The organism is Streptomyces sp. NPDC060028 (genome assembly GCF_042736725.1).
Taxonomy (GTDB): domain Bacteria; phylum Actinomycetota; class Actinomycetes; order Streptomycetales; family Streptomycetaceae; genus Streptomyces.
The window spans coordinates 183,190-194,321 of the sequence record NZ_JBHWVJ010000005.1; the positions used below are offsets into that span (position 1 = coordinate 183,190).

Consider the following 11,132-nt stretch of genomic DNA (forward strand, 5'->3'; position numbering starts at 1 on the left):
GAACGTACGCTACTTTCACAAACTTGTGAAGCTCAGAAATCACGTAAAGTCTGGAGCGTGGCGAACATGGCGAAACCAGACGCGGCAGCGGCGGCAGCGGACGTACGGGACGAGGGAGCGGTCTCCCGCTTCGTGGAGCGGTTCGCCGCGCAGTTGACCGAGGCGGGGATGCAGCGGATGGCGGCGCGCGTCTTCGCGCAGCTGCTCGCCAGCGACGAAGGGGCGATGACCTCGGCCGAGCTGAGCGAGGCCCTGCGGATCAGCCCGGCGGCGGTGTCGGGGGCCGTGTCGTACCTGACCCAGGTCAACATGGTCAGCCGCGAGCGCGAGCCGGGCTCCCGCCGGGACCGCTACGTCCTGCACAACGAGCTCTGGTACGAGACCTTCACGCGGCGGGACCAGATCCTGACCCTGTGGGAGAAGACCCTCCGCGAGGGCGTGGCCGGCCTCGGCGCCGACTCCCCGGCGGGCGCCCGGATCGCCGAGACGGCGGCGTTCTTCGAGTTCATGCAGCACGAACTGCTCGGCCTGATGGACCGCTGGCGCACCCACCGCGCCACCCTCGACCTGGGCTAGTGCTGTGACCGGGCTGGCCGGGGCGGCCGCAGCCCTGGCGGCCCGCGTCAGGGTCGATCAGCGTGTTGCCCGCGCCGAGCACCGGCAGCGGCACCGGCAGCGGCAGCGGCACGCGGCCGGTAGACGGCCGCCCAGGGCCGGCGCAGCGGCCGGGCGAAGCCGAGCGCGCGGCGGCCCGCCGGGATCCAGGCGGCGCCGCCCGGCCCCAGCCGGACCGGGGCCGGCCCGAGGGGCGGGCGCCACGTGAGCCCCAGGCTCAGCACGCGGCCGTCCGGCACCAGCACCAGGACGCGGACCGGCAGCGCTGCGGTGAGCCGGACCACCTCCGCGTCGTACGCCACCCAGCCCGGCCCCGGCCCGGGACCCGGCCCCGGCCGCCGCAGCGCGCGCCGCACGCGCCGGGCGGCGTACAGCTCCCGCAGGCCGAGCCCCACCGGGCACGCCAGCACCGCCAGCAACACCCCCGCGAGCCACACGGGCCGGGTCAGCAGGCTCCCCACCACCGCCGGCCAGCAGAACACCGGCAGCAGGCACAGCAGCAACCCCTCGCGCCGCCACTCCCCCAGCTCCACCGCCACGGTCCGCGCCGGGGGCGACGGCGAGGCCGGAGGAGGAGGCGGCGGGCCGCTCACCGCTGGTGCGGCAGCGTCAGCGCCCACGCCCCCGGCCGCAGGGTCCACGTACGCCGCCGGACCGGGCCGGTGACCGCCGCGTCGGCGCGGTAGCGGAAGTCCGCACCCGAGACCGTCACGGCGGTGGCCCGCGTACGGACCACCGAGCCGGGGCCCGTGCCCATCCGGACGACCACCTCGGCGAGGCCGTCGCCCTCCCGCGGCGTCACGGAGACGTCATCCACCAGCCGGTCCACGTCCGCGAGCACCACCCCGTCGGCCTCCACGCGCAGCCGGTGCCCCACTCCCGGGGCCCTGGACGCGCCCGGGCCCTCACCCACCGGAGGCCGCACGAGGGTGCGGACCAGCGAGCGGTACGCGCTCCACACCGAGGGCCCCGCCGGACGGGGTACCGCCCGGACGGGTGGAATGCTGAGCCCGCCCAGCACCACCCCGTCGCTGTCGTCGACCAGCAGGTCCCGCGTGCCGACGGTGCCGTCCAGGACCGCCCGCGCGGCCGACACGGCCGACAGTGGCACCCCCAGCAGCCTCGCCAGCACCAGCGACCCCGGCTGCCCCACGGGGATCAGGGAAACAGCCCCGTGGGACAGCGCCCGCTCCCGGTACAGCAGCCCCACGGCCCGTACGAGCGCCCGGTCGTCGCCCACGATCACCGGCTGCCGATGACCCCGGCGGGCAAGGGCCCGCGCAAACTCCTCCTGTGAATCCGGGAGGCAGATTTTCGCCGCAGCTCCGGCTGACAACACATCTTTCGCGATCCGCACGGACTCGCCGTCAAGACGGCGGGCGACCGGGTCGACGAGCACGAGCAGGCCGCCTACCGGCGCGCCCGCATGGCTCATGGTGGGCTCTGGAGCCGACACCTCGGTCCTTCCTCGGGTAGCATCTTTGTGCAAGAGGCCCTTGCGCTATTGCGCCAGGGCCTTCGTCTATTCCGGGGTACCGGTCCGACGGCTCAGCCTGCGGTGTACATCGTCGTACGCCCCCTGACCTTGGACATGCCCCATCCGGAAGAGGTGTACGCCTGTGCCCGCTCTTGTGCTGCTCGGAGCTCAGTGGGGTGACGAGGGCAAGGGAAAGGCCACCGACCTGCTCGGTGGATCCGTTGACTATGTGGTGCGCTACCAGGGCGGCAACAACGCCGGCCACACGGTCGTCGTAGGCGACCAGAAGTACGCACTGCACCTTCTCCCCTCCGGCATCCTCTCCCCCGGATGCACCCCGGTCATCGGCAACGGTGTCGTCGTCGACCCGGCCGTCCTGCTCTCCGAGCTGCGCGGCCTGAACGAGCGCGGCATCGACACCTCCAAGCTGCTCCTCAGCGGCAACGCGCACCTGATCACGCCGTACAACGTCACCCTCGACAAGGTCGGCGAGCGCTTCCTCGGCAAGCGCAAGATCGGTACGACCGGCCGCGGCATCGGCCCGACCTACGCGGACAAGATCAACCGCATCGGCATCCGGGTCCAGGACCTCTACGACGAGTCGATCCTCATCCAGAAGGTCGAAGCGGCGCTGGAGGGCAAGAACCAGCTCCTCGCGAAGCTGTACAACCGCCGCGCGATCGAGGCCTCCGCGATCGTCGAGGAGATGCTCCAGTACGCGGACCAGATCAAGGGCTACGTCGCCGACACCACCCTGATCCTCAACAACGCGCTGGACGAGGACAAGGTCGTGCTCTTCGAGGGCGGCCAGGGCACCCTGCTCGACGTCGACCACGGCACCTACCCCTTCGTCACCTCCTCGAACCCGACCGCGGGCGGCGCCTGCACGGGTACGGGCGTCGGCCCGACGAAGATCAGTCGCGTCATCGGCATCCTCAAGGCCTACACCACCCGTGTGGGTGCGGGTCCGTTCCCGACCGAGCTGTTCGACGAGGACGGCGAGGCCCTGCGCCGCATCGGCGGCGAGCGCGGCGTGACCACCGGACGCGACCGCCGCTGCGGCTGGTTCGACGCCCCGATCGCGCGCTACGCGACCCGCGTGAACGGCCTGACGGACTTCTTCCTCACCAAGCTGGACGTGCTGACCGGCTGGGAGGAGATCCCGGTGTGCGTCGCGTACGAGATCGACGGCAAGCGCGTCGAGGAGCTCCCGTACTCGCAGACCGACTTCCACCACGCGAAGCCGATCTACGAAACCCTCCCCGGCTGGTCCGAGGACATCACCAAGGCCAAGACCTTCGCGGACCTCCCGAAGAACGCCCAGGCGTACGTCAAGGCCCTTGAGGAGATGTCGGGCGCCCCGATCTCCGCGATCGGCGTCGGCCCCGGCCGCACCGAGACGATCGAGATCAACTCGTTCCTGTAGGCCTCGCCCACAGGCCGCCCGAAGGGGGCGGGACGCACCGAGCGTCCCGCCCCCTTCGGCGTCACATCCCGACGAGCTTGACCCGGTCGCCGCAGAGCACTGCCATGTCCTCCACGTCCGAGGTCAGCATGACCACCGGTCCGGGCTGGCGCAGCGCCATCTCGGCGACCGTGGCATCGATCGCGTGCTTGTGGCCGTGCAGGCCGGCGGTTTTGAAGAGCCGCGCTGCGGATCTGGCCGTCTGCTCGGTGACGGGTTCGATCCTGACCCGGGACAGGGCCCAGTCCAGCTTTGCGGTGCTCAAGCGCGAGTGGCTGACTTCCACGATCGTGTTGGCACATACAACGAGACTCGCCCCCAGCGAGTGATAGAGCGCGGATCGCGACATCACCTTGCGATCCTGTGCGATCCATGCCGAGAGGCACTGAGCGTCGAGCACAACCGTCTCGACGGACCCGGTCATGCGGCGTTTGCCACTTCACCGGCCTCGGGCGGACCGAAGAGTTCGGCTCTGGCCGCAGCCATTTCCTCGTCCGTGAAGGCGCCGTGCTCCTCCTGGTAACGGCGGAGGTCTTCGCCCAGCAGATGACGCCGGATGTGGCGCGCAACAGCCTCGGCCACGTATCCGGAGATGTTGTCCGTCATCGTGCGGAGCGCTTCCACCTGCTCGGTGGGCAGCGTCACGGTGATGCGCGTAGTCCCTGACATAGCTCGCGCGTATTCCGGTATGCACGCGCGAGGGCAGGCATATGCCGATGCTTCGCCTGAAGGAGCGAGGCGGGGGCGGTCGACCGGTACCCGGGTGCGCGGTGGTGTAACGGGGGTCCGGGGCGTCCCTCCGGGCGGGCCGGTCGGTTCGCTGTTCAGGAGCGGGCTCTCCAGGGACCCCGGCGGGAGGCCGGGCCCGTCAGATCGCTACGCGCTTCTCCCGGCCAAGCGGCTGACCGCCGTCTGGGGTCATGCCTGCTGGAGGAAGTGGGTGAGGGTGGCTACGTACTCGTCGGGGTGGGTGACGTGGGGGATGTGGCCCGCGCCTTCGATCGTTTGGCGGTGGGCCTGGGGGAGGGCTTCGGCCAGGCGGTCGAGGATCCTCGTGAACCAAGCCGGGCTGTCGGTGCCATGGCTCAGGAGGACCGGGGCGGTGCAGCGGGAGAGGGCCGTGAGGTCGAGCGCGGACCAGTCGGGGTCGGACTGTTCGTCCAGCCAGGTGAGGGCGTTGTCCACGAACTTCTCGCGGACCTGGGCGGGGAGCCCGTCCCACGTGCCGGGGCCCATCGCGACCTGTTCGACGAAGAGCCGCGCGCCCGCTTCGTGCTCGCCCTCGCGGAGGTGGTCGAGGACTGTGGCGATCGTGGCCTGCGTCGGAGCGAGTTCCCGCATCGCGGCCGGGTCGTCGGCCACGAGCGAGACGAGCGGGGGCTCGTGGACCATGATGCTGCGCAACAGCTCGGGGCGGCGGGCGGCCAGGCCGAGCGCGATGATGCCGCCGAAGGAGTTGCCCGCCACGTGCGCCGGTGCGGGGCCGAGCTGCTCGATCAGGGCGGCCAGGTCGTCCTCGTCCTGCCGACGCGTGCCCCGGCCCGCCCCCGCTTCGCTCTGACCGTGACCACGGCGGTCATAGCTGACCACCCGGAACGACGCCCGGAAATCGGCCTCGATCGCCGGCTGCCACGACGTGTGGTCGTTCCAGGATCCGTGGACGAGGACGAGCGGATCGCCCTCGCCGGTGACCTCGTAGTAGAGATTCAGGCCTGCGCGCATGAACGGCATGCCCTGACTCCTACCAGGGCGGACCTACTGCTTAACGGGCCGATAGGTACACACGTGTACGGAGGCCACCGTCGGCCGGGAAGATCGACTTGCCGCCTCCCAGGAGCACCGTCCGTCAGCGTCGTGGACACGGCAGCGAGCACGGCGGGCCGGGGAGGCGCGGACGGATGGCACAGCCGGGGCTGTCGCCCTGCCCGCCCTCCCCCCCGGGGGACCGGACAGTCTGTGGCATTCCGGGGCGGTGGCCGGGGTCAAGGGTGGCCGAAGGCCATCGCGCAGCGACGCGACGAAGGAGCGCCCTTGAGGCCGGCCGCCGCCCCGGGAGGACACTTGGACTGACCGGGCACCCGGGGGTCACTTCCCGGTCCCGTCCGGGGCCTCCCCCGCCAGCTCCCACCAGGTCACGGCCGCCCCGCCCATCCGGCGAACTCGGCCCATGCCGTTGCCGTGACGGCGAAGCTGGGCCCGAGGTTCTTGGAGTCCCGCACGTGCACGGCGGTCGCACACTCGGCCACCTCGATGCAGTCCCCGCCGTTGGGGCTGCTGTAACTCGACTTCCGCCAGGCGCAGGCGACCTCGACGCAGTTCCCGCCGCCGTCGTCGCTGTAGCTCGACTTGAACCACCGCAGGGTGCTGGTGCTCATTTCCGTTCTCCCGCCAACCGCTCGATGAGACCCAGGGATTCATCGGGGCTCAGTGCCTGTGCGCGGATCTTCGCATACCGCTGGAACAGCCTGGAGACCTTGGCCCGGTTGCTGATGAGGATGCTCTCGTCCTCGATCTCCAGGTAGACCACGTGCTCGTGGTCCTTGGTCTCCACCAGCTTCATCGGGCCGCGGGCGCCCGCGTAGCTGCCCTTCAGGCCGCGGTCCTTGGGCAGCACCTGCACGGTCACGTTGTCGCGCTGGGCGTCCTTGGCGAGGGAGAGCAGCTGCTCGCGCATGACCTCCCGGTCCCCAAAGGGGCGGGTCAGGACCCCCTCTTCGAGGATCAGCTCGATCATCGCCGTCGGATCGCGGTCGAAGAGCTTCTTGCGCGCCATGCGGGCCTCGACCAGTTCCGCCGCCTTGGCCTCCGAGACCGGCGGGTAGCCGCCCCCGATCAGCGCCCGCGCGTACTCCTCCGTCTGGAAGAGCCCGTCCACGACCAAGGTCTCGTACGACGAGATCGTGTGCGCCGACGCCTCCATCTGCGAGAAGCTCCGGAAACGCACCGGGTACTTCTCCATCAGCACGTACTTGCGCGCCACCTCGAAGATCTTGCGCCTGTCCCCGATCGCCGTCTCCAGCCGCTCCAGCATCACGTCGCTCGCCGGTTGCGCCCCGGTCTCCATGGCGCTGATGGCCGAGCCCGTGTACCCGATGAGCACCCCCAGCTCCTCCTGGGTCAGGCCCTTCTCCAGTCGCAGGATGCGGGCGATCTCCGCGATCAAGGACGTCGCATGGCGGTCGTCCTCGTCCCGTTCCTTGTCCTTGTTGCCGTCTGCCTTGGCCAATGCGAACACCCCCGAACTCAAACGAACTCAAACGGTCTCCACCGCATGGCGGCGTTATCCCAGAGTTCTGAGCCCTCAAGTCCGGGATATGGAAAACGCTAGACCTCACCCATCAAGCTGGACGCATGAACACGGAAAGTCACTCCCCCGTCACGCCCAACTCCCCCACCCCCAGCTGGATTCCGGCCTCCGGCATCGGAATTCGCAAGGCAGGAGTGCAATTTGACGCGCTACGCGTGGACGGTGACATGGGACGGGACCTCGCCGACCTGCTCGTCACGCTCACTGGCGGTGACCCCGGGCCGATCGTGGTCCAGAGCAACGGACGGCGCCCCGTCTACTTCCTGATCTCCGTCGGCAGCGCCGCGTACCGCGTCTGGCCGCCCGGGTTCACCCGGCTCGCCTCCGGGCCCCGCCGCACCACCTACATCCCCGTACCCGAACTGGAAGGCTCATGGCCGCTCGCCTGGCGGTGTCGGCCGACCGCGGAGGACCGCTTCGTGCACGCGCTGCTCCTGTACCGGGCCGCCGGGCTCTACCAGGCGAGTTGCGAGATCTCCTCCGCGACCACCGCGCAGGCGTCCGCCGCGGGGTCGATCAGCGGGAAGTGACCGATCCCGTCCAGCAGGGTCAGCCCGACCATCTCCCCCGCCTGCGCGGCCGCCGCCACGTACGACTCCGCCACCGCGTGCGGGACCACGATGTCCTCCCGGCCCTGCACCACCGCCGTGGCGATGCCCGTCGGGAGCAGCGCCGCCGGGTCGGCGTACGGGCGGCGCTCCTCGAAGAACGCCCCGCCGCCCAGCAATTGCCCCGACGCCCCGCCGCACACGCCCAACTCCTCGGCGACCCCGAAGTCCGCGATGGGGGCCAGAGCCACCACGCCGCGCAGCAGCGGCGCGGAAGGCAGCCGCCACGGGGACCCGGCCGGCAGTACGTGCCGGGCCGCGGCCCACAGGGCGAGGTGTCCGCCGGCGGAGTGGCCGGTGATCACCACGCGGCGGGAGTCGGCCTGCGGCAGCGCGGCCCCGGCCAGCCCCGGGAGGGCGTCCATCGCCGCGGCGACGTCGTCGAAGGTCTCGGGCCACCGCCCGGCGATCGGGCCCTCTGCGTTCTGGTGCGGCAGCGAACTGCCGCGCCGGTACTCGACATTGGCCACGGCGAAACCCCGGCGGGCCAGGAAGTCCACGAAGGGGGTGATGTGCTGCCGGTCGTACGGGGCGCGCCAGGCGCCGCCGTGCAGGACCACGACGAGCGGGGCCGGGACGTGGGGCCCGTCGCCGCGCGGGGCGTAGAAATCGACGACCTGGTCGGGGTGTTCACCGTAGGCCGCCGTCGCGTCGGGGGCGACCGGCGGATGGGAGAAGGCCGAGGCGGCCTCGGTGGCGTCCCGTTCCGCTGCGGGGTCCGTCATCGGCTCAACCTCTCGGTAACGCGTGGGACAGCGGGGACAGATGTTCCGGTTGTTCCGGTGTTCCGGCAGAGCGGGACCGTATCAGGCTGGAACGGGGCGATCCGTGCGGGGTACGCCATGCACGCGGGCGGGCGGAGCCGTAGCCCCGCCCGCCCGGTGATGTGACGTTTCTCTAGAGGGTCACCCGAAAATGTGACCCAACGTGCGCGCTGCGCGCTCCGCGTCGGCGAAACCGACGTAGAGCGGGGTGAAGCCGAAGCGCAGGACGTCGGGGGCGCGGAAGTCCCCGACGACCCCCCTGGAGATGAGCTCCGCCATGACCTCACGGGCGTTCTCGGTGCGCAGCGAGACCTGGCTGGCACGGTGGGCGTGCTCGGCGGGGGTCACCGACTCCACCGCGCCCTCGGGGACGTACGCCGCGACGCACTCCAGGAAGAAGTCCGTCAGCGCGAGGGACTTGGCCCGGACCGCCTCGATGGACACCCCGTCCCAGGCGTCGAGCGCCGACTCCAGGGCGAGCATCGACAGGATGTCCGGGGTGCCGACGCGGCCGCGGGTGGCCCCCGCGGCCGGCGCGTAGTCCGGGGTCATCGCGAAGGGGTCCGCGTGGCCGTTCCAGCCGGGCAGCGGGGAGTCGAAGGCCTGCTGGTGGCGGGCGGCGATGTACAGGTACGCGGGCGCGCCGGGGCCGCCGTTGAGGTACTTGTACGTGCACCCGACCGCCAGGTCCACGGCGTGGGCGTCGAGGCCGACGGGGAGCGCGCCGGCGGAATGGCACAGGTCCCAGACGGTGACGGCGCCGGCGGCGTGCGCCGCGCGGGTGAGGGCGGGGAGGTCGTGCAGGCGGCCGGTGCGGTAGTCGGCGTGGTTCAGGAGCACCACGGCGGTGTCCTCGCCGAGCGCCGCGGGGACGTCCGCCGGGTCGGTGGGGACCACGGTCAGGCCGGTCATCCGGGCCGCGGACCCGGCGATGTAGCCGTCGGTCGGGAAGGTGGCGGCGTCGACCAGCATCCGGGTCCGGCCGGGGCCCGCGAGACGGGCGGCGCCGACCAGGGCCTTGAAGAGGTTGACGCTGGTGGAGTCGCCGACGACCGTCTGGCCGGGGGCCGCGCCGATGAGCGGCGAGAGTTTGTCGCCTATGCGCTCGGGGGCGGTCCACCAGGTGCCGTCGGACCAGGAGCCGATGAGGCTGGTGCCCCACTCCCGGGTGACGACCTCGGCCAGTCGCTGCGCGACGCCGGCCGGCAGTGCGCCGAGGCTGTTGCCGTCGAGGTAGACGACTCCGTCGGGGAGCTGGAAGCGGTCGCGGAGCTTGGCGAGCTCGTCGGTGGCGTCCAGCCGGGCCGCGCGGGCCTGGAGATCCGCCGGGCGGGACCCGCCGGGGGCGGCGTTCGCTGTCGGGTCAGACATGGCTGCGGGCCGTCCAGAGCTCCGGGAAGACGTTCTTCGTGGCGCGCTTCTCCAGCCAGGTCACGCCTGCCGAGCCGCCCGTTCCCGTCTTCGCGCCCATCGCGCGGCGCGTCGCGGTCAGGTGGTCGTTGCGCCAGCGCCAGACCAGTTCGGCCACGTCCGTGAGGACCTCGCCCAGGCGGTGGAGGTCCGGGTGCCGGTCGGGGTCCGCGTACAGGGCCGTCCAGACGGCCTCGACCTCGGGGGAAGGCTCGTAGCGCTGCGAGAGGTCGCGGCCGAGGACCGACTCGGGGACCGGGAGCCCGCGGCGGGCGAGCAGGCGCAGGACCTCGTCGTAGAGGCTGGGCTCGTGCAGGGCCTTCTCCAGCTCCGCGTGGACGCGGGGGGCGCCGCGGTGCGGGACCAGCATGGAGGCGGACTTCTCGCCGAGCAGGAACTCCATCCGGCGGTACATCGCCGACTGGAAGCCGGAGCCCTCGCCGAGGGCGGCGCGGTAGGAGTTGAACTGGCCCGGGGTGAGCTGGGCGAGGGGGCGCCAGGAGGAGTTGAGGGCCTCCAGCTCCCGGAGGGAACGTTTCAGCGCGTCCATCACGACCGGCAGGTCGTCCTCGCGCAGCGCCTGGGCGGCGGTTTCCCACTCGTGGACGATGACCGTGAACCACAGCTCCATGACCTGGGTCGTCACCAGGAAGACCATCTCGCCCGGGTCGTCCGAGCGCAGGTGCTGGAGGTGGGTCAGGACGTCCGCCTGGACGTAGTCCTCGTACGGGGTGGTGCCGGCGAAGTCGAGGTTCGGGGTGTCCGAACCGCCGTCTCCGGAGGCATCAAGGGCGTGCGACATCGCTGTCTCCTCGACACGTGCTTCCGGGTAGCGGTCCGCTCCTTCCGGTGAGGTGAGTGGAGCTCCGGTCCCCTGTCCGCATCATAAGACCGGGTCCGGTGAAGGCTCCAATAGGGAGTGAGGTAGGTCACATTCCACTTCCGGCCGGACTCCACACGGAGCCCGGCCGGAACACCCGCGTACGCGTCAGGCGCCGAGCACGTCCGCCGCCGTCTGCGAGGAGTCGCGCAGGAAGGTCGAGCAGCGCTCGTACTCCTCCTTCTCGCCGATCTCCCCGGCCGCGCGGGCCAGCGCGTTCAGGGCCCGCAGGAAGCCGCGGTTCGGCTCGTGCTCCCACGGCACCGGGCCGTGGCCCTTCCAGCCGGCGCGGCGCAGGGCGTCGAGGCCGCGGTGGTAGCCCGTACGGGCGTACGCGTACGACTCGACCGTGCGGCCGGCGGCGAAGGCCTCGTCGGCCAGGGTCGCCCAGGCGAGGGAGGAGGTGGGGTGCGCGGCCGCCACCTCGACGGCGGGGGTGCCCGCGGCGAGGGCCTCGCGGCCCGGCTCGTCGGGGAGGTGGGTGGGGGCGGGGCCCCCGAGCAGGTTCTGGTGAATGGACATGCGCCCAGTCTGGGGTATCGCGGCCCGGGGACCGCGAGGCGGGCCGGGGGCGAAAACCGAAGGGCCCGGCCCGCCGTCTCGCGA

General features: G+C 71.6%; 14 protein-coding genes. 3 read left to right on the plus strand and 11 right to left on the minus strand.

The genetic code is table 11. The features are described from left to right. The first annotated feature begins 66 nt into the window (after window positions 1–66). Entirely contained in the window at window positions 67–576 is a 510-nt protein-coding gene (locus tag ACFWBF_RS04875; RefSeq protein WP_385595219.1) for a GbsR/MarR family transcriptional regulator, read from the plus strand. Window positions 577–623: 47 nt separating this feature from the next. Here the strand turns inward: ACFWBF_RS04875 and ACFWBF_RS04880 are convergent, their stop codons facing one another. Continuing rightward, window positions 624–1,154, minus strand: a complete 531-nt coding sequence (locus ACFWBF_RS04880) for a hypothetical protein (protein WP_385595222.1) — start codon at window positions 1,152–1,154, stop codon at window positions 624–626. A gap of 50 nt (window positions 1,155–1,204) precedes the next feature. Beyond that, a complete protein-coding gene (locus ACFWBF_RS04885) occupies window positions 1,205–2,050 on the minus strand; it encodes a diacylglycerol kinase (RefSeq protein ID WP_385595273.1) in 846 nt (281 codons plus the stop codon). A 184-nt stretch (window positions 2,051–2,234) separates the two neighbouring features. Here ACFWBF_RS04885 and ACFWBF_RS04890 point away from each other — a divergent pair, with 184 nt between their 5' ends. Further along, window positions 2,235–3,518: an adenylosuccinate synthase gene (locus ACFWBF_RS04890; protein ID WP_385595225.1), complete on the plus strand. Its 1,284-nt coding sequence runs from the start codon at window positions 2,235–2,237 to the stop codon at window positions 3,516–3,518. Between the two features lie 61 nt (window positions 3,519–3,579). Here the strand turns inward: ACFWBF_RS04890 and ACFWBF_RS04895 are convergent, their stop codons facing one another. The 5 genes from ACFWBF_RS04895 to ACFWBF_RS04915 all read right to left on the minus strand — a co-directional run bounded on the left by ACFWBF_RS04895 (window position 3,580) and on the right by ACFWBF_RS04915 (window position 6,783). After that, window positions 3,580–3,981: a PIN domain-containing protein gene (locus tag ACFWBF_RS04895; protein ID WP_385595228.1), complete on the minus strand. Its 402-nt coding sequence runs from the start codon at window positions 3,979–3,981 to the stop codon at window positions 3,580–3,582. Beyond that, entirely contained in the window at window positions 3,978–4,226 is a 249-nt protein-coding gene (locus ACFWBF_RS04900; protein WP_385595230.1) for a hypothetical protein, read from the minus strand. Before ACFWBF_RS04900 ends, ACFWBF_RS04895 begins: the two co-directional genes overlap by 4 nt. Before the next feature lie 249 nt (window positions 4,227–4,475). Further along, window positions 4,476–5,288, minus strand: a complete 813-nt coding sequence (locus ACFWBF_RS04905; protein WP_385595233.1) for an alpha/beta fold hydrolase — start codon at window positions 5,286–5,288, stop codon at window positions 4,476–4,478. A 401-nt stretch (window positions 5,289–5,689) separates the two neighbouring features. After that, window positions 5,690–5,932: a DUF397 domain-containing protein gene (locus ACFWBF_RS04910; protein WP_385595236.1), complete on the minus strand. Its 243-nt coding sequence runs from the start codon at window positions 5,930–5,932 to the stop codon at window positions 5,690–5,692. Next, a complete protein-coding gene (locus ACFWBF_RS04915; RefSeq protein WP_385595238.1) occupies window positions 5,929–6,783 on the minus strand; it encodes a helix-turn-helix domain-containing protein in 855 nt (284 codons plus the stop codon). The genes ACFWBF_RS04910 and ACFWBF_RS04915 overlap by 4 nt, the downstream gene beginning before the upstream one ends. Window positions 6,784–6,908: 125 nt before the next feature. On the opposite strand from ACFWBF_RS04915, the gene ACFWBF_RS04920 reads away from it, so the two are divergent. After that, the gene (locus ACFWBF_RS04920; RefSeq protein WP_385595241.1) at window positions 6,909–7,394 is read left to right on the plus strand and encodes a hypothetical protein; all 486 of its coding nucleotides are present in this window, start codon (window positions 6,909–6,911) and stop codon (window positions 7,392–7,394) included. Here ACFWBF_RS04920 and ACFWBF_RS04925 read toward each other — a convergent pair. The 4 genes from ACFWBF_RS04925 to ACFWBF_RS04940 form a co-directional block, all read right to left on the minus strand. Further along, a complete protein-coding gene (locus tag ACFWBF_RS04925; protein WP_385595244.1) occupies window positions 7,319–8,197 on the minus strand; it encodes an alpha/beta hydrolase family protein in 879 nt (292 codons plus the stop codon). The genes ACFWBF_RS04920 and ACFWBF_RS04925 overlap by 76 nt on opposite strands. 180 nt (window positions 8,198–8,377) lie before the next feature. Next, on the minus strand, window positions 8,378–9,607 hold the full coding sequence (kynU, locus tag ACFWBF_RS04930; protein WP_385595246.1) for a kynureninase: 1,230 nt from the start codon (window positions 9,605–9,607) through the stop codon (window positions 8,378–8,380). Then, window positions 9,600–10,448: a tryptophan 2,3-dioxygenase family protein gene (locus ACFWBF_RS04935; RefSeq protein WP_385595249.1), complete on the minus strand. Its 849-nt coding sequence runs from the start codon at window positions 10,446–10,448 to the stop codon at window positions 9,600–9,602. Before ACFWBF_RS04935 ends, kynU begins: the two co-directional genes overlap by 8 nt. Window positions 10,449–10,634: 186 nt before the next feature. Next, entirely contained in the window at window positions 10,635–11,048 is a 414-nt protein-coding gene (locus ACFWBF_RS04940) for a DUF3151 domain-containing protein (RefSeq protein WP_385595252.1), read from the minus strand. Between the last annotated feature and the right edge of the window lie 84 nt (window positions 11,049–11,132).

Excerpts from the sequence above, each read along its gene's own strand:
- ACFWBF_RS04935 (WP_385595249.1), bottom strand. The coding sequence starts at position 10,448 with ATGTCGCACGCCCTTGATGCCTCCGGAGACGGCGGTTCGGACACCCCG.
- ACFWBF_RS04895 (WP_385595228.1), bottom strand. The coding sequence starts at position 3,981 with ATGACCGGGTCCGTCGAGACGGTTGTGCTCGACGCTCAGTGCCTCTCG.
- ACFWBF_RS04940 (WP_385595252.1), bottom strand. The coding sequence starts at position 11,048 with ATGTCCATTCACCAGAACCTGCTCGGGGGCCCCGCCCCCACCCACCTC.
- kynU (WP_385595246.1), bottom strand. The coding sequence starts at position 9,607 with ATGTCTGACCCGACAGCGAACGCCGCCCCCGGCGGGTCCCGCCCGGCG.
- ACFWBF_RS04885 (WP_385595273.1), bottom strand. The coding sequence starts at position 2,050 with ATGAGCCATGCGGGCGCGCCGGTAGGCGGCCTGCTCGTGCTCGTCGAC.
- ACFWBF_RS04900 (WP_385595230.1), bottom strand. The coding sequence starts at position 4,226 with ATGTCAGGGACTACGCGCATCACCGTGACGCTGCCCACCGAGCAGGTG.
- ACFWBF_RS04925 (WP_385595244.1), bottom strand. The coding sequence starts at position 8,197 with ATGACGGACCCCGCAGCGGAACGGGACGCCACCGAGGCCGCCTCGGCC.
- ACFWBF_RS04875 (WP_385595219.1), top strand. The coding sequence starts at position 67 with ATGGCGAAACCAGACGCGGCAGCGGCGGCAGCGGACGTACGGGACGAG.
- ACFWBF_RS04905 (WP_385595233.1), bottom strand. The coding sequence starts at position 5,288 with ATGCCGTTCATGCGCGCAGGCCTGAATCTCTACTACGAGGTCACCGGC.
- ACFWBF_RS04910 (WP_385595236.1), bottom strand. The coding sequence starts at position 5,932 with ATGAGCACCAGCACCCTGCGGTGGTTCAAGTCGAGCTACAGCGACGAC.
- ACFWBF_RS04920 (WP_385595241.1), top strand. The coding sequence starts at position 6,909 with ATGAACACGGAAAGTCACTCCCCCGTCACGCCCAACTCCCCCACCCCC.